At 63.0% G+C, this 19,117-nt stretch carries 18 protein-coding genes and 1 pseudogene; 4 read left to right on the top strand and 15 right to left on the bottom strand.

Features of this window, described 5'->3' with window-relative positions:
- The first annotated feature begins 1 nt into the window (after position 1).
- Together AB5I78_RS02565 and hemE are read left to right on the top strand one after the other, a co-directional pair.
- Positions 2–1,420, top strand: a complete 1,419-nt coding sequence (locus tag AB5I78_RS02565; RefSeq protein ID WP_003171228.1) for an FAD-dependent oxidoreductase — start codon at positions 2–4, stop codon at positions 1,418–1,420.
- Between the two features lie 235 nt (positions 1,421–1,655).
- The gene (hemE, locus tag AB5I78_RS02570) at positions 1,656–2,723 is read left to right on the top strand and encodes a uroporphyrinogen decarboxylase (protein ID WP_106577532.1); all 1,068 of its coding nucleotides are present in this window, start codon (positions 1,656–1,658) and stop codon (positions 2,721–2,723) included.
- 56 nt (positions 2,724–2,779) lie between these two features.
- On the opposite strand, the gene AB5I78_RS02575 is transcribed toward hemE, so the two are convergent.
- On the bottom strand, positions 2,780–4,006 hold the full coding sequence (locus tag AB5I78_RS02575; RefSeq protein ID WP_370004712.1) for an MFS transporter: 1,227 nt from the start codon (positions 4,004–4,006) through the stop codon (positions 2,780–2,782).
- A 172-nt stretch (positions 4,007–4,178) separates the two neighbouring features.
- On the opposite strand from AB5I78_RS02575, the gene AB5I78_RS02580 reads away from it, so the two are divergent.
- Positions 4,179–5,072 (top strand): LysR family transcriptional regulator, encoded by an 894-nt coding sequence (locus AB5I78_RS02580; protein ID WP_106577534.1) that lies wholly within the window; start codon positions 4,179–4,181, stop codon positions 5,070–5,072.
- Positions 5,073–5,159: 87 nt separating this feature from the next.
- Complete coding sequence (locus tag AB5I78_RS02585) at positions 5,160–5,546, top strand: type II toxin-antitoxin system PemK/MazF family toxin (protein ID WP_145160000.1); 387 nt, start codon at positions 5,160–5,162, stop codon at positions 5,544–5,546.
- A gap of 213 nt (positions 5,547–5,759) precedes the next feature.
- Here the strand turns inward: AB5I78_RS02585 and AB5I78_RS02590 are convergent, their stop codons facing one another.
- The 14 genes and pseudogenes from AB5I78_RS02590 to AB5I78_RS02655 form a co-directional block, all read right to left on the bottom strand.
- Positions 5,760–6,212: a hypothetical protein gene (locus AB5I78_RS02590; RefSeq protein WP_106577536.1), complete on the bottom strand. Its 453-nt coding sequence runs from the start codon at positions 6,210–6,212 to the stop codon at positions 5,760–5,762.
- A gap of 26 nt (positions 6,213–6,238) precedes the next feature.
- The gene (locus AB5I78_RS02595; RefSeq protein ID WP_106577537.1) at positions 6,239–7,465 is read right to left on the bottom strand and encodes a beta-ketoacyl-ACP synthase; all 1,227 of its coding nucleotides are present in this window, start codon (positions 7,463–7,465) and stop codon (positions 6,239–6,241) included.
- Positions 7,465–8,192: pseudogene (gene fabG / locus AB5I78_RS02600) on the bottom strand (3-oxoacyl-ACP reductase FabG). Before fabG ends, AB5I78_RS02595 begins: the two are co-directional and overlap by 1 nt.
- A complete protein-coding gene (locus AB5I78_RS02605; RefSeq protein WP_145160007.1) occupies positions 8,189–8,650 on the bottom strand; it encodes a hotdog family protein in 462 nt (153 codons plus the stop codon). The pseudogene fabG and the gene AB5I78_RS02605 overlap by 4 nt, the downstream one beginning before the upstream one ends.
- Positions 8,647–9,813, bottom strand: a complete 1,167-nt coding sequence (locus tag AB5I78_RS02610) for a beta-ketoacyl-[acyl-carrier-protein] synthase family protein (RefSeq protein WP_369301623.1) — start codon at positions 9,811–9,813, stop codon at positions 8,647–8,649. Before AB5I78_RS02610 ends, AB5I78_RS02605 begins: the two co-directional genes overlap by 4 nt.
- A complete protein-coding gene (locus AB5I78_RS02615; RefSeq protein WP_369301621.1) occupies positions 9,810–10,292 on the bottom strand; it encodes a hypothetical protein in 483 nt (160 codons plus the stop codon). Before AB5I78_RS02615 ends, AB5I78_RS02610 begins: the two co-directional genes overlap by 4 nt.
- On the bottom strand, positions 10,289–11,023 hold the full coding sequence (locus AB5I78_RS02620; protein WP_369301668.1) for a class I SAM-dependent methyltransferase: 735 nt from the start codon (positions 11,021–11,023) through the stop codon (positions 10,289–10,291). The genes AB5I78_RS02615 and AB5I78_RS02620 overlap by 4 nt, the downstream gene beginning before the upstream one ends.
- A gap of 11 nt (positions 11,024–11,034) precedes the next feature.
- Entirely contained in the window at positions 11,035–12,282 is a 1,248-nt protein-coding gene (locus tag AB5I78_RS02625; protein ID WP_369301620.1) for an NAD(P)/FAD-dependent oxidoreductase, read from the bottom strand.
- Between the two features lie 33 nt (positions 12,283–12,315).
- Positions 12,316–14,628, bottom strand: coding sequence for an MMPL family transporter (locus AB5I78_RS02630; protein WP_369301618.1), 2,313 nt, complete (start codon positions 14,626–14,628; stop codon positions 12,316–12,318).
- Positions 14,618–15,313, bottom strand: a complete 696-nt coding sequence (locus tag AB5I78_RS02635; RefSeq protein WP_262207964.1) for an outer membrane lipoprotein carrier protein LolA — start codon at positions 15,311–15,313, stop codon at positions 14,618–14,620. Before AB5I78_RS02635 ends, AB5I78_RS02630 begins: the two co-directional genes overlap by 11 nt.
- Positions 15,310–15,735 (bottom strand): thioesterase family protein, encoded by a 426-nt coding sequence (locus tag AB5I78_RS02640; RefSeq protein ID WP_262207963.1) that lies wholly within the window; start codon positions 15,733–15,735, stop codon positions 15,310–15,312. The genes AB5I78_RS02635 and AB5I78_RS02640 overlap by 4 nt, the downstream gene beginning before the upstream one ends.
- Entirely contained in the window at positions 15,728–17,269 is a 1,542-nt protein-coding gene (gene hutH, locus AB5I78_RS02645; RefSeq protein WP_369301616.1) for a histidine ammonia-lyase, read from the bottom strand. The genes AB5I78_RS02640 and hutH overlap by 8 nt, the downstream gene beginning before the upstream one ends.
- The gene (locus tag AB5I78_RS02650; RefSeq protein WP_369301615.1) at positions 17,253–18,188 is read right to left on the bottom strand and encodes a glycosyl transferase; all 936 of its coding nucleotides are present in this window, start codon (positions 18,186–18,188) and stop codon (positions 17,253–17,255) included. The genes hutH and AB5I78_RS02650 overlap by 17 nt, the downstream gene beginning before the upstream one ends.
- Positions 18,185–18,919 (bottom strand): glycosyltransferase family 2 protein, encoded by a 735-nt coding sequence (locus AB5I78_RS02655; RefSeq protein WP_145160027.1) that lies wholly within the window; start codon positions 18,917–18,919, stop codon positions 18,185–18,187. The genes AB5I78_RS02650 and AB5I78_RS02655 overlap by 4 nt, the downstream gene beginning before the upstream one ends.
- Between the last annotated feature and the right edge of the window lie 198 nt (positions 18,920–19,117).

Below are 19,117 nucleotides of genomic sequence, written 5' to 3' on the forward strand. Positions count from 1 at the left end.
CATGGCTGAACGTCTGAATAACGACTTCCAGTTCATCGATGTCGGGCGCAAAGATCCGAAGAAGAAACTGTTGCGTCAACGCAAGAAAGAGTTCGTGGAAATCTACGAACCCTTCAAACCCCAGCACTCGGCCGACCAGGCCCACCGCTGCCTGGGTTGCGGTAACCCGTATTGCGAATGGAAGTGCCCGGTGCACAACTTCATTCCCAATTGGCTGAAGCTTGTGGCCGAGGGCAACATCCTCGCCGCCGCCGAGCTGTCGCACCAGACCAACACCCTGCCGGAAGTGTGTGGCCGGGTGTGCCCGCAGGATCGTCTGTGCGAGGGTGCCTGCACCCTCAACGACGGCTTTGGCGCGGTGACCATCGGTTCGGTGGAGAAGTACATCACCGACACCGCGTTCGCCATGGGCTGGCGCCCGGACATGTCCAAGGTCAAACCGACCGGCAAACGTGTTGCGATCATCGGCGCGGGCCCGGCGGGCCTGGGCTGCGCCGACGTGCTGGTGCGTGGCGGCGTAACACCGGTGGTGTTCGACAAGAACCCGGAAATCGGTGGCCTGCTGACCTTCGGCATCCCCGAGTTCAAGCTGGAAAAAACCGTACTGAGCAACCGTCGTGAAGTGTTCACCGGCATGGGTATCGAGTTCCGCCTCAATACCGAAATCGGCAAAGACATCACTATGGAGCAACTGCTCGCCGAATACGATGCGGTGTTCATGGGCATGGGCACCTACACCTACATGAAAGGCGGCTTTGCCGGTGAGGACCTGCCGGGCGTGTATGACGCGCTCGACTTCCTGATCGCCAACGTCAACCGCAACCTGGGCTTTGAAAAGTCGCCGGAAGATTTCGTCGACATGAAAGGCAAGAAGGTTGTGGTACTGGGCGGTGGCGACACCGCGATGGACTGCAACCGCACATCGATTCGCCAGGGCGCCAAGTCGGTGACCTGTGCATACCGTCGTGACGAAGCCAACATGCCCGGCTCGCGCAAAGAGGTGAAGAACGCCAAGGAAGAAGGCGTGAAATTCCTCTACAACCGCCAGCCGATCGCCATTGTCGGCGAGGACCGTGTCGAAGGCGTGAAAGTGGTCGAGACCCGTCTCGGCGAACCGGACGCCCGTGGCCGTCGCAGCCCCGAGCCAATCCCGGGTTCCGAAGAGATCATCCCGGCCGATGCCGTGGTCATCGCCTTCGGTTTCCGCCCAAGCCCGGCGCCGTGGTTCGAGCAGTTCGAAATCCAGACCGACAGCCAGGGCCGCGTTGTGGCCCCGGAACAAGGCCAGTACAAGCACCAGACCAGCAACCCGAAAATCTTCGCCGGTGGCGATATGGTGCGCGGTTCTGACCTGGTGGTAACCGCGATCTTCGAAGGGCGCAATGCCGCTGAAGGGATCCTGGATTACCTGCAAGTCTGATCCCAGGTTGAAATGGGATCAAAATGTGGGAGGGGGCTTGCCCCCGATAGCGGTGGTTCAGTGACAGAGACTGAAACTGACACACTGCAATCGGGGGCAAGCCCCCTCCCACATTGGTTTTGCAGCGCTTTAATGTCCGCGACAAATTGACCCGATAGACAAAAGGCACGGCTCACTCCGTGCCTTTTGCGTCGCGCTCTGAGAAAATGCCCGCACTTTTTTTGCGGATGCCGACATGACTGCCCTCAAGAACGACCGTTTCCTTCGTGCCCTGCTCAAGCAACCCGTAGACGTCACGCCCGTGTGGATGATGCGTCAGGCCGGTCGCTACCTGCCGGAATACCGCGCCAGTCGCGCCCACGCCGGCGACTTCATGAGCCTGTGCATGAACCCGGAGTTCGCCTGCGAAGTCACGATGCAGCCGCTGGACCGCTACCCACAACTGGACGCGGCCATTCTGTTCTCCGACATCCTGACCATCCCTGACGCCATGGGCCAAGGCCTGTACTTTGAAACCGGCGAAGGCCCGCGTTTCAAGAAAGTCGTCAGCACCCTGGCCGACATCGAAGCCCTGCCGATCCCCGATCCGCACAAAGACCTGGGCTACGTGATGGACGCGGTCAGCACCATCCGCCGCGAGCTCAATGGCCGTGTGCCGCTGATCGGCTTCTCCGGTAGCCCGTGGACCCTGGCCACCTACATGGTCGAAGGCGGCTCGTCGAAAGACTTCCGCAAGACCAAAGCCATGCTCTACGACAACCCACAGGCCATGCACCTGCTGCTGGATAAACTGGCGCAGTCGGTTACCGCCTACCTCAACGGCCAGATCATGGCCGGCGCGCAAGCGGTACAGATTTTCGATACCTGGGGTGGCAACCTGTCGGCGGCGGCGTATCAGGAATTCTCCCTGGCCTACATGCGCAAGATCGTCAGCGGCCTGATCCGTGAACACGAAGGCCGCAAAGTGCCGGTCATCCTGTTCACCAAAGGCGGCGGCCTGTGGCTGGAAAGCATCGCCGACGCGGGCGCCGATGCGCTGGGCCTGGACTGGACCTGTGACATCGGTGAAGCCCGTCGTCGCGTTGGCAACCAAGTCGCGCTGCAAGGCAACATGGACCCGACCGTGCTCTACGCCAAGCCTGAAGCGATCCGCACCGAAGTCGGCCGCATCCTGGCCAGCTACGGCAAGGGCACCGGGCATGTGTTCAACCTCGGCCATGGCATCACCCCGGAAGTGAATCCGGAGCACGCCGGCGCGTTCTTGCGTGCTGTGCACGAGTTGTCCGCCCAGTATCACGAATAAACGCAAAACCAATGTGGGAGGGGGCTGCCCCCTCCCACATTAAAAGCCAGAAATCTTCAGGCTTTCACATGGCCCAGTGGCGGCAGCTTCGCCAGCTTCAGCGCCACCAGCAGCGCGCCAATCAACAGCGCCACGATAAACCCGCCAATCCCGTTCCACCCGGCAAAGTGCCAGAAGAACCCGCCCGCCGTCCCCGCAATGCTTGAGCCCACGTAGTAGCAAAACAGGTACAGCGACGACGCCTGCCCCTTGGCCTTGACCGCGCGCCGGCCGATCCAGCTGCTGGCCACCGAGTGCGCGCCGAAGAAGCCGAAGGTAAAGATCAGCATGCCCGGCACCACCAGCCACAGCGGGGTGAACAGGGTCAGCAACATGCCCGAAAGCATCAACACGATTGTGCCCCACAGCACGCGCCGCCGGCCGAGGCGGTCGGCCAGCGAGCCGATTTTCGCCGAGCTGTAGATGCCCGACAGGTACACCAGCGACAACAGGCCGACCACGGCCTGGCTCAACGCGTAAGGCGACGCCAGCAGGCGATAGCCGATGTAGTTGAACATCGTCACGAACGCGCCCATCAGCAGGAAGGCTTCGAGAAAAAGCCAGGGCAGGCCGGCATCCTTGAAATGCATCACAAAGCCGTCTACCAGGCTGCGCGGTTTGAGGCTGCTGGCGCGGAAGTTGCGCGACTCGGGGAGGATCTTCCAGAACACCGTGGCAGCGATCAACGCCAGGGCGCCGATGATCAGCGTGGCGGTATGCCAACTGACGAAGTCGATCAGCACGCCCATGATCAGGCGCCCGCTCATGCCGCCAATCGCGTTTCCGCCGATGTACAAGCCCATGGCCAGGCCGATGTGTTGCGGGTGGATCTCTTCGCTCAGGTAAGTCATCGCGACGGCTGCCAGGCCGCTCAGGGACAGGCCGACCAGCGCACGCATCAGCAGGATGCCTTCCCAGGACGGCATCAGGCCGCTGGCGATGGTGGCCAGGGCGGCGCAAAACAGCGCGGCGACCATCACCGGTTTGCGCCCGAGGGTGTCGGAAATCGGTCCGGTGATCAGCAGGCCAAACGCGAGCATGGCGGTGGCGACTGACAGGATCAGGCTGCTCTGCGCCGCGTTGATGGAAAACTCGTGGGACAGCGCGGGCATCATCGGTTGCACGCAATACAGCAGGGCAAAGGTGGCAAACCCACCGGAGAACAGCGCCAGCACGGTGCGCATGAACATTGGCGTGCCTTTTTCGATGAACTGCTCGTTGAGCTGGGCCACCACCTCATCCAGGGCGGTAGGCGGGACTTCTTGAGCAAATGGAGCGACAGCAGATTTCAAGGGGACCTCGGCGAGGGAAAGCCTGCCAGAACTGGCAATGCAAAAAAGAATATAGCTGGCTAATGATTCTTTCCAATATATTGTTCGACCTGTTTGATAGCTTTTACGACCTAATGAGGTTTGCATGGAATTGCGTCACCTGCGGTACTTCATCGCCGTTGCCGAAGAACTGCATTTCGGCCGCGCCGCGCAGGTGCTGGGCATCTCGCAACCGCCGCTGAGCCAGCAGATCCAGGCCCTGGAGCAAGAGGTGGGCGCGCGCTTGTTTGAACGCACCAATCGTCGGGTCGAGCTCAGTGAGGCCGGGCGCTTGTTCCTGCAAGAGGCGCGACTGGTGCTGGCGCAAGTCGACAAGGCCGCGGATGTCGCTCGGCGTGCCCAGTTGGGAGAGCTGGGGGAACTGAAGATTGGTTTCACGTCTTCCGCACCCTTCAATTCGAGCATTCCGCAGGCGATCTTTGCGTTTCGCCAGGCCTTCCCGGCGGTGCACTTGAGCCTGCAGGAAATGAGCAGCACCGAAGTGGCCGAATCGTTGGTGGATCAATCGATCCAGGTCGGCCTGATGCGCCCGCTGCCGTTGCCGGATTCGCTGAGTGTCATCGAGCTGATGCGCGAACCGCTGGTTGCCGTACTGAACGCCGGCCACCCGCTGGCGGAAGGCAGCGAGCGCGGTTTGCACCTGGCGCAACTGGCGCAGGAGCCGTTTGTATTTTTCCCGCGCAGCTATGGCAGCGGCCTCTACGCGCAGCTGCTCAACCTGGCCCGTGACGCCGGCTTCAGCCCGCACTTCGCCCAAGAAGCCGGGGAAGCGATGACGATTATCGGGTTGGTGGCGGCGGGCTTGGGCGTGTCGGTGCTGCCGGCGTCTTACCAGCGCATACGCATTGATGGCGTGGTGTATCGCACATTGCTCGATCAGGAGGCGGTCACGGCGGTATGGCTGGTGCAGCGCAAGGGTGCGCAGTCGCCGAGGGCAAAGGCGTTTGTGGAGTTGTTGACGCGCAAGGCCGTGGTGTAGGCGAAGTCACATATCAGGTAACGGAACTGGCTTAGTGATTAGCCAGAAACCTGCGCAGAATCGCTCTTTTTCAAGCGAGTGATATGGATGGCACTTCTCTATCAGCCCAAGGAGGGCAGCGTGTTGATTTGTGATTTTCGAGGCTATGAGGTCCCGGAAATCATCAAGATTCGACCCGTCATTGTGATACGCAAACACCGGACCAATAAGCTGCTGGTGACGGTTGTGCCTTTGAGCACCACCGCCCCGCAAACGCTGCTGGAGCATCATTTGCAGCTAGACAGTCATCTTCAGGGCGCGAACCCCATCTGCTGGGCGAAGTGCGACATTGTGGCGACCGTAAGCCTGGGGCGACTGGATCGAATCAAAAGCAAAGACCGTCATGGAAAACGAACTTACAAAATCGCGGAGCTCACCAATGATCAGTTTTCAGCGATAAAAGCAGCGGTGCGCAGTGCGCTGGGGTTGCGATGAAGTGGGTAAGGAATAAGCGGCACTTTGCCACCGATTGCAGGCGAGTTGTTTTCAGGCATACTGGCCGAGTTCCCGAAAGGGGCTTGTGAGACTCTGAGGATCCTGGGTAACCAGCCATCGCAGAGCCAGGCAGGAAGCGGCGATGACAAGCCAACCTGTTTGTGAAGAGGGCGCCGAAAGGCGCCCTTTGTCGTTTCTGACGGACCGCGATCCTCAGTTCTGCTTCGACGCCCCTGTCTGCTCAAACGACTGCGCCGCAGGCCCCGGCGCGCTACCCACGCCATTGCTGCGCAGCGCCGCCATGATGTCGCGATCGAGCATGCTCACCCAGCGGTTGTAGTTGCGATGGATCTTGCCGTCCTTGTAGCCCAGGTCGCGGCTGTCGCGGTAGGTGATGGCGTAGCTGTTGCGGCTGTAACGGATGTCGATGGCCGCGTAGAACTGGTTGCGCACGGTGATCTGGGCCTGTACGAGTTGTGGGCTGAAACGCTGCACGGTCCACTCGCGTTTTTGCAGGGCCGTGACGATGACCTGCTTCATGGTTTCTTCGCTCACCTGAGTGCCGGCCGGCAGCTCGTGCTGGGTGTTGAGCACGGGTTTGCTGGTGCAACCGGCGGCGGTCAGCAAGGCCAGGGTGATCAGGGTGGCGCGTAGCAAGGAAGACATTCCATTTTCTCCAATCAATTAAAAAATCAGGCCCAGCGACGGAAGATCAGCGAGGTGTTGACGCCGCCAAACGCAAAGTTGTTGTTCATCACGTAGTCGTGGTGCATCTCGCGAAAGCCACCCTGCAGGTAATCCAGCTCGCCACATTGCGGGTCGACCACATCCAGGTTGAAGGTGTGTACGTACTGGTCGCGGTTCATCATTTCGATGCTGAACCACGACTCCAGCGCGCCGCATGCGCCCAGGGTGTGACCAAGGAAGCTCTTCTGCGAACTGATCGGCATGTGGCGGCCGAACAGGCTGCTGGTGGCCAGGGTTTCGGCAATATCACCTTGATCGGTGGCGGTGCCATGGCCGTTGACGTAGCCAATGGCCGACGGCTCCAGCCCGGCATCTTCCAAGGCCAGCTCCATCGCGCGGCGCATGGTTTTCTGCTCCGGGCGGGTGGTGTGCTGGCCGTCGGCGTTGCTGCCGAAACCCACGAGTTCGGCGTGGATGTGCGCACCGCGCGCCAACGCGTGTTCCAGTTCTTCGAGCACCAGCATGCCGCCGCCTTCACCGATCACCAGGCCATCACGGCCGCTGTCGTAAGGACGTGGGCTGGTCTGCGGCGCGTCGTTTTTCAGGCTGGTGGCGTAGAGCGCATCAAACACCATGGCTTCGGTGGGGCACAGCTCTTCGGCGCCGCCGGCGAGCATCAACGGCAGGCGTCCGAACTTGATCGCTTCATACGCATAGCCGATGCCCTGGCTGCCGCTGGTGCAGGCGCTGGACGTCGGGATCAGCCGCCCGGTAAGGCCAAAAAAGATGCTGATATTCGCCGCCGTGGTGTGCGGCATCATGCGCACGTAGGAGTTGGCATTCAGCCCCTCGGCCACCGAGTTCAGCAGCATGTTGCCGAATGCCTTGATCTCGTCGGTGCTGCCGGTGGACGAGCCACAGGCCACGCCCATCCGTCCGTCCTTGATCGACTCGTCGCCGAGCAAGCCGGCGTCCTGCAACGCCTGCTCCGCCGCCCACACCGCCAGGCGCGACACGCGGCCCATGCTGCGCAGTTGCTTGCGCGTCCAGTGGGCCGGCACCACGAAATCGTCAATCGGCCCGGCCAGGCGCGTGTTCAGTTCGGTGAAACGGTCCCACTCGTCCATGCGCCGAATGCCACTGCGGTTGGCGCGAAAATTGGCGGCGATGGTGTCCCAATCGCTGCCCAGGGAGGTCATGCCGGCCATGCCGGTGACGACGACGCGTTTCATCAGCACAGGCCTCCGTTCACGGCCAACACTTGGCGCGTGATGTAGCCGGCTTCGGCCGACATCAGGAAATTCACTGCACCGGCCACTTCTTCCGGGGTGCCCATGCGCTGCGCCGGGATCATTTTCATCAGTTCTTCGACCGGCACGTTTTCATCCAGCATCGCGGTGTCGATCAAGCCGGGGCTACACAGTTGACGGTGATCTTGCGCTTGCCCAGCTCGATGGCCAGCGCCTTGGCCGCGCCAATCAGACCGGCCTTCGACGCGCTGTAATTGACCTGCCCACGGTTGCCGATCAGCCCCGACACCGAGGTGATGCACACAATGCGGCCGGCGGCGCGACGACGAATCATCGGCATCATCACCGGGTGCAGCACGTTGTAGAAACCGTCGAGATTGGTGCGCATCACCACGTCCCAATCGTCTTCGGACAAGGCCGGGAACGCGCCGTCACGGGTCAGGCCGGCATTGAGCACCACGCCGTAGTAGGCGCCATGCTGCTCCACGTCGGCTTCAAGGATTTGCTTGCAGCTGGCGCGATCGGCCACGTCAAACTGCAGCACCCGCGCCTTGCGGCCCAGGGCTTCAATCTCGACCTGCACCGCGTCCGCTTCCGCGCGGCCGCTGCGGCAATGCAGCACGATGTCATGCCCGGCCTGCGCCAGACGCAGGGCAATGGCGCGGCCGATGCCACGGCTGGAGCCGGTGACCAGTACGGATTCAGTCATGGCGTTTCGTCCTTCGATTCATCTAAATAGGTGGCCGCCTGGGGCGGTCGAAATACATTCAAGCGCGCGCTGGCCTGGATACCGTCGCCGGTGAGGTGGCATTCGAACACACCCATGCCGTTGTCGTCTTCCAGCGAGCGCAGGCCGTGGATACGCAGTTCGGCGCCTGCCGGAAAGTGCTCCACGTTGCACTCGAACTTACGCGTGCCGAGCAGGAAGCCCAGCTCCACTGCTTCGCCGTTCTGGCGCGCGCGGCACCCGGCATACGCGGCGACGCTCTGCGCCATCAGCTCGATGCCAACCCAGGCCGGCAGGCTGCCGTCCGGGCGGTTGAACAGGCCGCCGGGTTTGACGGTAAGGCGCGTGTGAATCTGCTCTTCATCGAACGACAGCACCTGGTCGATCAGGATCATGTCGCCCGCGTGGGGCAGCAATTGGGCGAGTGGCCAATCAATCATGGGGCCTCTGCGATTATCAGGCTGACGTTGTTACCGCCGAAGGCAAACGAGTTGCTCATCAGGCAGCGTTTTTCCAAGGTGTCGCCGGTCTGCGCCCATTGCAGGGCGGGCAGCGCCGGGTCGGCCTGGCCGTCCCACACATGCGGCGGCACGCAGCCGTGGGTCAGGCTCAGCCAGCAGAACGCCGCTTCCAGCGCGCCGGCTGCACCGAGGGTGTGGCCGCTCATGGGTTTGGTCGACGAACAGGCCACGCCGTGGGGAAACAGGTTGGCCACGGCCAGGCTTTCCATGGCGTCGTTGTGCTGGGTGGCGGTGCCGTGCAGGTTCAAGTAACCGATCTGCTCGGGCACCAGCTTCGCGCTGGCCAAGGCCTTGCGCATCGCCTGCAATGCGCCTTTGCCGGTAGGCTCGGGCGCGGAGATATGGTGCGCGTCGCAACTGGCGCCACTGCCCAGCAGGGCAATCGGCGCCGGTTGTTGGGTCATCACAAACAGCACGGCCGCTTCGCCGATATTGATGCCATTACGGTTCACTGAAAACGGATTGCAGCGCTCGTTGGAGACTGCTTCCAGCGCGGTAAAACCGTTGAGTGTCAGCTTGCACAGGCTGTCGACACCGCCGCAGATCACCGCGTCGCACACGCCCAGGTCCAGCAGGCGTTGGGCGCTCATCAACGCGCGGGCGCTGGAGGTGCAGGCGGTAGAAATCACATAGGCCGGGCCACTCAGTTGCAGCCAGTCGGCGAGGAAGTTGGCGGGGGCGCTGAGTTCCTGTTGCTGGTAGTCGTAGTCGCCGGGGAACTGCTTGTCGCGCAGGTAATTGGCGATGCCGCGGCTGGCCTCGTCGATGCCCGAGGTGCTGGTGCCCAGCACCACACCGACTCGCGAGGCGCCATAGGTGTGAATGGCCTGGCGGATCTCGCCCTCGATCTGCAACGCCGCTTCCAGCAACAACTGGTTGTTGCGGCTGCTTTGCTGGTTCAGTTCGAGCGGAATAGTCACCAGCTCGCTGCGCACGCCGCCGACCGGCAACACGCGTTCCGGCACCCAGCCACTCTCGGCACGCATGCCCGAGCAGTCGCCGGCAAACAGGTTGCGGCTGACCTCGGCCTGGCCGCGTCCCAGGGCGCAAATCACGCCCAGCGTATTCAGATAAGCCGTCATCGAGCGACCCCCAGCGGTGTGATGCGATAGCTCAGCGGTTGGTCCGTCATGTTCACGCTGAACACCTCTGAAGACTGATAGACGATTTGCCAATGGCCCGGCAGCGTGCGCGTGAGGTCCATGGCCTGGGCGCTCGGGTAAAGTGCGCGCACGTTATCCGATGAAGTCAGGGCAAACAGCAAGGCGGCAAACAGCTCGCGCGCCGCCGGGTTGGGCGGCAGCAGACCATCGGCCTGCCACTGGCCATTAAGCAGTTTTTGCCGGGCCTGGGGAATGCCCAGCGGGTCCATCATCGACCAGCGAAGGGCCGCGCCTTCGCGCTGGATCACCAACAGCCAGTCCTGGCTCTGGCCACCCGAAAGGCGCTGCACATGCAATTGCATCGGCAAGGCCAGCGCCGGGGTTTTTGCGGGCAGCGGCGGTTGGCTGGCGCAGGCGCTCAGCAGCAACAGGCAACCGATCAACAGCAGGCGGATCATGGTGCGGCGCTCGCGAAAGGTTTACGCACCACACAGTTGACCAGCGTCTCTTCGCGCTGGCCCACCGGTGGCGGGTTGCGCAGGCCCCAGCGCTCGAGCAGGCCAAAATCACTGGAGCGGCTCCACCACAGATACGGGTACGAGACATTCTGCGGGGCGAATTCAAAACCCTGCTCGCGCAGCATCTCCAGGTATTCGTCGGCGCTTCTCTGTACGTGCATCGGGTGGCGGAACAGCCAGCGAATCACCCAGGTATCGATATAGGCTTCGGTGGACTCGGCAAACAGCAGGTAGCCGCCCGGCTTGAGCACGCGGTAGAACTCTTTCAAGGCGCGATGCTGTTCGACCAGATGATGGAAGGTCTGGTGGCAGAACAGGATATCGACGCTGGCGTCGGGCACCTCAAGGGTGGCGCAGTCACTGCCGATCAGCTCGACGGCCAGGCCCTGGCGCGCGGCTTCGGCCTTGCTCAGCGCCAGGCTATGCGGGTCGGCATCCACACCGATCAGGCGCTGCGGCGCGAACACCTGCTGCAAGTACTGGAACGACTTGCCCTGGCCGCAACCGGCGTCCAGCAGCACCGGCGCGACCGGCAATGGCTCGGTGAACAAGCTGCGCAAATCGTTGATCGCCACGCGCAACACGTGGTGCTGCCAAGTGTGGCTGCGCAGGAACCAGAAGCCGAACCGGGTTTCTTCGACGTAGTTTTTGCTCAGGTAGTTTTTTTCCAGCGCTGGACTGCTCATACCGGCTCACTCGCGCAAATCTCCGACAACATCCGCAACCGCCGCTTGGGCTCGCTGACAAACGGGTTGCGCTCATCCCATGCGTAGCCGGCGAGGATCGAGCTGATCATCCGGCGAATGTCCGGCGAGCTGCCCGGATGGAAAATCACATCCTGGAAGGTGCCGGCGTACCAGCCTTCGACGTAGCAGCGGAAGGTGTCGACGCCGCGCTTCAACGGCTCGGCAAACTCGGTTTGCCAGTCCACTGTTTCGCCTTTGAGTTGGCGATGCAGCAAGCCTGCCGCCATGCTCGCCGAGCGCATGGCGATGGTCACGCCGGACGAAAATACCGGGTCGAGGAATTCCGCCGCGTTGCCCAGCAGCGCAAAGCCCGGACCGTGCAGGGTTTTGACGTTGGCCGAGTAGCCGCCGATGGTGCGCGCAGGCGTGTCCCACACGGCGTTTTGCAGCACGCCGGCCAGGCTCGGCGTTTCAGCGATAAAGCCGCGCAGGCACGCGTCGAGGTCGCTGTCGCGGCCGTCGAAATGCTCCTTCGCCGCGACCACGCCCACCGAGCAGCGGCCGTTGCTGAACGGGATGGTCCAGAACCAGATGTCACGCTGGGTCGGGTGGGTGGTCACGAGGATTTTGGTGCGGTCGAAACCGGGGTGTTCGATGCGGTCTTCGACGTGAGTGAACACCGCCTGGCGCACCGGGAAATTCGATGGCGCCTCAAGGTCCAGCAGGCGCGGCAACACACGGCCATAGCCGCTGGCGTCGAGCACAAATTTGGCCTTGAGGTGGTATTCGCTGCCATTCTCGCGGCGCACGTGCAGGTAGCGGCTGTCACCGGAAAAATCCACACCGACGACGCTTTCGCCGTAGCGAATGTCGACGCCTTGCAAGGCGGCCTGGTCGGCCAGCAATTTGTCGAATTCACCGCGCTGCACCTGGAAGGTGGTGGGTTTGCCGTGGCTGAACGTGTCGCCAAAATCAAACGCGCTGTAGCGCTCGCCCCAGGCAAACGCAGCGCCGGTTTTTACCTGGAAACCCGCCGCCTGCACGGCCTCGAGCATGCCGGCTTCTTCGATAAAATCGATGCAGTGCGACAGCAGGCTTTCGCCAATCGAGAAGCGTGGAAAATGCTGGCGCTCGATAATCAATACATCATGCCCGTTGCGCTTTAACAGCGCGGCGGCGATGGCACCGGACGGGCCGGCACCGATCACCACCACCTGGCGACGTTCCATTTCAACTGTGGGCACGAGGGCTCCTTGCCGCTATGGCGATAATCACATTCATAAGGCGTGCTTCTGATGGCCGGCCCAGGGCGCCAGCATAAAGCTGAAGGCCAGGCCCAGGCTGACCGACAGGCCGAAATTGCTCACGGCCGGTGTACTCGACACCGCCAGCAGGCCAAACGACAACCAGGTCGTCAGCGCCGCCAGCAGCGTACCTAAAAGACTCACGGCAGGGCCGCCGATCTGTTCGCGCATCAAGATCGCGTAGTCAACGCTGATCGCCGTGACCAGCAGCAGGCCGAACAGGCTGAACAAGGTCAGCGGCTGGCCCAGCCAACCCAGGCTGGCCAGGCTGCACAGCGCCGCGAGCAGCGGCAGGGCGACGATGCGCAAGGCGCCGCCAAACCCGAACGGCAGGATCAGCAACAGCACGATCAGCACGCACGACATCAATTTCAATTCAGCGGCGCTGATCTGCGTGTCGGCGAATACCCGGTTCAAGTCGCCCAGGCGATCCACCAACTGTACGCCAGGCAGGTCCAGCGCCTGCACCCGCAGCAGCGCCGGGTTGTTCAGGCCTTGCAAGCTGACCATCGCCGCCACGCCGCCGTCCACCGGGCCCAGCCACAGCGTGCGCCAAGGCTCGGCGAGCGGGCCGAGCAGAGCCGCGTCGATGTCTTCGGTGGGCAAGGCTTGCAGTTGCGCGATTTCGGCGTGCAGGGCGCTGGCGGGCACGCCCAGGTCCAACAGCGGCTGCCAGTGTTGCGGCAATTGGTTGAGCGCGTCGCGCAGCTGTTGCTGCTCGGCGGGCAGGTTGACCAGCTGGTTGAGCGCCAGGTAGCCCTGCAGCTTGTCCATGTTCACCAGTTGATCCAGGCGCTGGCCCAGAGCGGCCTGACGTTCGAGCAACTGCTGCTGATTGTCGGCGCGCACCAGAAAGAACTGGCTGGTGGGCTGGAACCCGGTGATGCGCGCCACGGCCTGGGCTTCCTGCAGCAATTGCGGCGGGGCGCCGATCCATTGGCGGATATCGTTCTTGCTGTTCAGGTGCCACAGGCCACCGGCGCAAAACAGCAGCACCAGCGCCAGGAGCAGCGGGCTCGGTAAGTGTTTGATCAAAGTGGCCCGCAGCACCCACAGGCCTTCAGCGATGCGCAGCGGCCATTGCGCCGGGCGCAAGTCCACGCCTTTGAGCAGCGCGGGCAACAGGCACACGGCCGACAGGTAGGCACCGACCAGACCGGCGGCAGAGAACACCGCGATCAGGGTGAGCGCCGGGAACGGCGTCCAGGCCAGCGCCAGGTAACCGATGCAGCTGGTCGCCAGGCTCAGGCTCAACCCCGGCAGGGTCAGGCGCAACGCCGGCCAACTGCGCCACGGCTGCAGGCTCCAGCTTTTGGACAGGTAATGCAGCGGGTAATCCACCGCCACGCCGATCAGGCTGGAGCCGAGCACCAAGGTCATCACATGCATATGGCCGAACAGCGCCACACAGGCCACCGCGCCAAACAGCATGCCCACCAGCACCGGCACAAAGGCCAGCAGCACACGCCAGCGGCGGAAGGCGAGCAACAGCAACAACAGGATGCCCAGCGTGGCGCCGCCGCCTACCCAGGTGATTTCCCGGGTCGCCTGCTGCTGCCCATTGGCCGCATAGAGCAAACCGCTGGCGGCGAGCAATTGCGCGCCCTGTTCGCTGGCCTGCGCGCGGCTGGCCTGGAGCAGATCCGCCACTTGCACCGGCAGTTTCATATCAAAGGCATTGCCGGTGGTGCGCGCCCGCAACATCACCCAGCTTTTGCCGTCGGCATCGGCGATCAAGGTGCCGCTGCCGATATCCAGTTGCACCGAGCCGTGTTGCGGCTGGCTGTTCTGGATACGCCCGGTCAGGCCCAGCCAGTCGTCCTGGCTCGGCACCAGGCTGAACCCGGTGAAGGGGTCGAACAGTGCTTGCACGCGCTGCTGGATGAAAGCGTCGGGATGCTCGATCAGTTGTTCGCGGTCCTTGGCCGAGAGCATCGCCAGACGCCCGCGCAGCAATTGCTCGCGCAGGGCCGGTAAGTCGGCTTGCAGGTTCCACTGCACCTTTTCAAACAGCCCGCTGGCCTGCCAGCGCTCGCCCAACTGCTGCGCCACCGTCACGGCTGTTTGCCGATCGGCATGCCCGACCAATACCAGCATTTCGCGGTTCAGCGGCTCTTGCATGCGTTGTTCGGCTTTGAGCTCAAGCGCATCCGGCGTGCTGCCCGGCACCAGCTCCATCAGGTTGGCCGACAGCGGCGCGCCATGGCGCCACTGCCAGCCGGCCAGCGCCAGCACGGCCACCAGCAGGATCAGGAACAGGCGCGGCAGCAGGCGCTCACTGGGCAAAGTCGTGTTGCTCCGCATCGCTTAACGGTTGGGCGGCAGTGCTGTCCTGCATGCGCAGCACGGTGCTGTCGCCTTGGGTTTCCAGCAGTTGGATGGTCTGCACCAACTCGCCGCCGTCGATATTGATCTGGGTGAAGACCTGCTTGAGCAGCAATGAGCGCGGGATCAGCGTCAGCTTCCACTGCTTGGCTTCGCCTTGCAGTTGCAATTCGAAGTCGCGTTGCAGGCCGCTGCTGTCGCCTTGGAGCACGGCGAGGAACAGGCGGTTCTGCTCGGCCCCGGCGCTCTTGTTTGGCAGCAGTTGCCAGCCATTGGCGTCACGGCGCGCGATGCCTTGGGCGCTGATGCGGTAGTCCTGCTGCAGTGGGGTTTTCAACAGCCACAGCAGGCCATGGTCTTTGGCGAGCACGAAGGTGCCTTTGCTGACCAAGGGTTGGGGCAGGGCGCGCAGGTGTTTTTCCTGGATGAAGTTGCCGTGGATCACCGAGGGCTTGGCTAACTGATCGCTCAGCTGTTGCAGATCAAAAGCATGGGCGAAACCTGGAATGCTTAATAACAGAGTCAACGCGATCCCTGTGGGAGCGGGCTTGCTCGCGAAGGACGTTAACGATGACGCGGACCGTCTGATACTACACAGGGCCCTCAAGACCTTCGCGGGCAAGCCCGCTCCCACAGGGAATCTCATTTCAAGGCTCTCTCTACGGCGTCTGTAAAGACGTTGGGGGAGGCCAGCTGCATTTCGCGGCTGGCGATTTCTACCGCCACTTGCACGGTGCTGGCGCGGGTCAGGCGTTCGCCGCTGGCGAGGTCGGTGATCAGGTAATTGACCTTCAAACGGTTCTCCCACTCCACCAAACTGGCGCGCACATTGATCGTCTGGCCGAACACCGCGCCGCGCACGTAGCGCAGCTGCATGTCGATCACTGGCCATGCGTAGCCGGACTCGAGCATCGCCGTGTAGTTATGGCCGATCTTGTCAAGCAGCGCGCAGCGCGCCACTTCCAGATACTTCACGTAATGCCCGTGCCACACCACGTGCATGGTGTCGATGTCGAAAAACGGCACGAGGATTTCAGTGTCGCAATGCAACACGCCCTGGCTACGCATGCAGCCTCCAGTGTTGCTCGGCAATACGTTTGAGGCACAGGCGCAGCTCGCCTTCCAGCGCACGGTCTTCGATGACCGGCGGGAAGTCTTTACCCAGCGCTTCATGCATGGCTGCCAGCGCCGGTGGCAGGGGTCGCGCATCGTCCGCCTGGGCGCGCAGCCACACACCCTGGTTGGCCGCGAGCAACGTCGCGGCCGCCACTTGTTCGGTCAGCTCCAGCACGCGGATAGCATCACGGGCGGCAATGGTGCCCATGCTGACTTTGTCCTGGTTATGGCACTCGGTGGAGCGCGAGAACACGCTGGCCGGCATGGTGTTTTTCAACGCTTCGGCGGTCCAGGCGCTGGTGCCGATCTGCACGGCCTTAAAGCCGTGGTTGATCATCGCGCGATCGGCCGGCGCGCCGGACAAGTTGCTCGGCAAACCGTGGTTGTAACGCACGTCCACCAGCAGCGCGAGCTGGCGGTCGAGCAGATCGGCGACGTTGGCCACCAGGGTCTTGAGGCTGTCCATGGCAAAGGCGATGTGCCCGCCGTAGAAGTGCCCGCCGTGCAGCACGCGCTCTTCTTCGGCGTCGATGATCGGGTTGTCGTTGGCGCTGTTCAGTTCGATTTCGATAAACGAACGCAGCCAGTTCAGGCTGTCGGCCAGCACGCCAAGCACGTGCGGTGCGCAGCGCAGCGAGTAGCGGTCCTGCAGGCGGTGCAGCGGCGCGGTCGGTGCATCAATCGCCAGGTCTTTGCGCAGCCACGCGGCGACTTGCATCTGCCCTGGGTGCGGCTTGGCGGCGAACAGACGCTCGTCGAAGTGTTCCGGGTTGCCTTGCAGCGCCACCACGTTCAGCGCGGTGATGCGCGTGGCCAGTTGCAGCAGGTAGTCGGCGCGGGCGAAGGCCAGGCAGGCCAGGCCGGTCATGACGGCAGTGCCGTTCATCAGGGCCAGGGCTTCCTTGGGGCGCAGCACCAGCGGCTCCCAACCGAGTTCGCGGTGCACGTCAGCCGCCTGGCGACGCTCGCCACGGAACATCACTTCACGCTCGCCGGACAAGGTCGCGGCCACGTAGGATAGCGGCGTCAAATCACCGCTGGCGCCCACCGAGCCTTCTTCCGGAATCAGCGGCAGTACGTCGTGTTCCAGAAACGCATGCAGACGCTCGAGCAATTCCACACGCACCCCGGAAACGCCGTGGCACAGCGACTGCAAACGCGCTGCCAGCACGGCGCGGGTGGCTTGTGCGTCGAGCAATTTGCCCAGGCCGCAACCGTGAAAGGTATACAGATGACGCGGCAGCGCCTCGACGTGCTGCAACGGCACCGCCACCACGCACGAGTCGCCGTAGCCGGTGGTCACGCCGTAGATCACGCCTTCCTTGTCCAGCAGCGAGTCGAGGAACTGCGCACCTTTGGCAATGCGCTGGCGATACGCTGCGTCGCCCTGCAACTGCGTGGGCGCCTGACGGTTGGCCAAGGCCAGCACGTCTTCAATGCGCAAAGCGCGTTCGCCAAAGGTTACCGGCTCAAGATGCGTCGTCATCGGTCTTCCAGAAAGGGTAAAAGTTGAACCACTGTTGGGGCGCTTCCAGGCAGAACTGGCCCAGGCGTGCGGCGTAGCGCGCGGTCCACAGGGCGATGACCTGCTCGCGGGTGCTGCGCTTCCATTCGATCAATTGCGCGAACGGCTCGATAGTCAGGCGATAGCGACCGTCGTGCTTCAGGCACATCAGCAGGTTCACCGGGCATTTGAGCAGCCCGGCCAGCAGCCACGGGCCTTGCGGGAACGCCGCGTCAAAGCCGAGGAAATCCACGCGCACCTTGCGCCCGCCGTGCAGCGGCACGCGGTCGCCGGCAATCGCCAGCCACTCGCCGTCGTCCAGACGCTGGCTGAGCAGCAGCATGGTCGCCGGGTCCAGTTCGCTGACCTGGATCAGGCGCAAATGCGTGGCCCCGGCTTCGCCCAGCAGGCGGTTGAAACGCTCGGCGTGCTTGGTGTGCACCAGCACGTTCATGGTGACTTGCTCCCCTATCTCGGCCAGCGCGCGGCACACTTCGAGGTTGCCCAGGTGCGCGCCCACCAGCATCTGCCCGCGCTCGCCGCGCAGTTGCCCGCGCAATTGCGCCGGGTCGTTGATTTCGATCTGTTCGATGCGCAGCTTGCCGTTCCACACGTCGAGTTTGTCGAGCAGCGAGTCGGCAAACGCCATGAACTGGCCGAAGACTTTTTTATGCGTGGGCCGCAGCTCATCGCGCCCGCTCCAGTCGGCCAGGCGTTGCTGGTATTCCCAGGCGCTGTGGCGCGCGGTGCGGCCGAACACGAAAAAGTACAGCACGATGCTGTACAGCAACGGGCTCAGCAGGCGACGGCCGAGGACCTTGGCGGCGACGGCAGTGAGCTTCATCAGCCAGAAGCTGCCGCGCTCCTCGCGGTCGGCCCAGTGTTTGGTGCGGTCGCTCATGCCTGCCACCGTCGCCACAGAATCATCGGCGCGCGCACCAACATGCCGAAAAACAGCCGCGTGTGCATGGCCGAGATGCGCACGTTGTCGCGAAACAGGCGGAAGTGCGACAAGCCATCGGCGGGGTAATGCACCTGGGTCGGCAGCCAGCGCATCGGCTGGTTACGCCAGGCCAGGCGCACCAGGATGTCGGAATCGAAATCCATGTGCGTGCCGATGTAGGCCGAGTCCATCAGCGCGAGCGTAGGCGCCAGCGGGTACACGCGAAAGCCGCACATCGAGTCGCGAATCTGCAGCGACAGGGTGTTGATCCACACCCACACGTGGGTCAGGTAGCGCGCGTACAAGCGGCCCTTGGGCACGCTGTCGTCGTATTCGGGGTAGCCGCAGATCACCGCGTCGGGGTGCCTGCGTGAAGTATCGAGAAAGCTCTCGACTTCGCGCAGGTCGTGCTGGCCGTCGGCGTCCACTTGCAGCGCATGCGTGAAGCCCCGGCGTGCGGCTTCGCGGAAGCCAGCCATCACCGCGCCGCCTTTGCCTGTGTTGTTGGGCAAGGTCAGCAGGGTGACGTTGTCGAGTGTCGCCAGTTGCGCCAATACCGCCGCGCACGCCGGGCTGCTGCCATCGTCGACCAGCAGGCACGGCAGGCCACTGTTCAACAGGCTGTGCACCACGGCTGGTACGGCGGCTTCGTGGTTGTAGACCGGGATGAGCGCGCAGGGGTTATGCATGGCTGATCCAACCGACTGATAGCGGACTTACTGTGGTGAGCGCGCTTGTTGTGGCGAGCGGGCTCATTGTGGCGAGCAGGCTTGCCCTGCGCTGGGCTGCGAAGCGGCCCCAAAACCTGCCAACTCGGTATGCCTGACACACCTCGATTACCTTACTGGGGCTGCTTCGCAGCCCAGCGCAGGGCAAGCCTGCTCGCC

The organism is Pseudomonas sp. N2-3-1-14 (assembly GCF_041228395.1).
In the GTDB taxonomy this organism is placed as follows: domain Bacteria; phylum Pseudomonadota; class Gammaproteobacteria; order Pseudomonadales; family Pseudomonadaceae; genus Aquipseudomonas.

Bases quoted from the DNA above. Each gene is read 5' to 3' on its own strand.
- AB5I78_RS02565 (WP_003171228.1), top strand. From the start codon at position 2: ATGGCTGAACGTCTGAATAACGACTTCCAGTTCATCGATGTCGGGCGC.
- hemE (WP_106577532.1), top strand. From the start codon at position 1,656: ATGACTGCCCTCAAGAACGACCGTTTCCTTCGTGCCCTGCTCAAGCAA.
- AB5I78_RS02580 (WP_106577534.1), top strand. From the start codon at position 4,179: ATGGAATTGCGTCACCTGCGGTACTTCATCGCCGTTGCCGAAGAACTG.
- AB5I78_RS02585 (WP_145160000.1), top strand. From the start codon at position 5,160: ATGGCACTTCTCTATCAGCCCAAGGAGGGCAGCGTGTTGATTTGTGAT.
- AB5I78_RS02590 (WP_106577536.1), bottom strand. From the start codon at position 6,212: ATGTCTTCCTTGCTACGCGCCACCCTGATCACCCTGGCCTTGCTGACC.
- AB5I78_RS02595 (WP_106577537.1), bottom strand. From the start codon at position 7,465: ATGAAACGCGTCGTCGTCACCGGCATGGCCGGCATGACCTCCCTGGGC.
- AB5I78_RS02605 (WP_145160007.1), bottom strand. From the start codon at position 8,650: ATGATTGATTGGCCACTCGCCCAATTGCTGCCCCACGCGGGCGACATG.
- AB5I78_RS02610 (WP_369301623.1), bottom strand. From the start codon at position 9,813: ATGACGGCTTATCTGAATACGCTGGGCGTGATTTGCGCCCTGGGACGC.
- AB5I78_RS02615 (WP_369301621.1), bottom strand. From the start codon at position 10,292: ATGATCCGCCTGCTGTTGATCGGTTGCCTGTTGCTGCTGAGCGCCTGC.
- AB5I78_RS02635 (WP_262207964.1), bottom strand. From the start codon at position 15,313: ATGAGATTCCCTGTGGGAGCGGGCTTGCCCGCGAAGGTCTTGAGGGCC.
- AB5I78_RS02640 (WP_262207963.1), bottom strand. From the start codon at position 15,735: ATGCGTAGCCAGGGCGTGTTGCATTGCGACACTGAAATCCTCGTGCCG.
- hutH (WP_369301616.1), bottom strand. From the start codon at position 17,269: ATGACGACGCATCTTGAGCCGGTAACCTTTGGCGAACGCGCTTTGCGC.
- AB5I78_RS02650 (WP_369301615.1), bottom strand. From the start codon at position 18,188: ATGAGCGACCGCACCAAACACTGGGCCGACCGCGAGGAGCGCGGCAGC.
- AB5I78_RS02655 (WP_145160027.1), bottom strand. From the start codon at position 18,919: ATGCATAACCCCTGCGCGCTCATCCCGGTCTACAACCACGAAGCCGCC.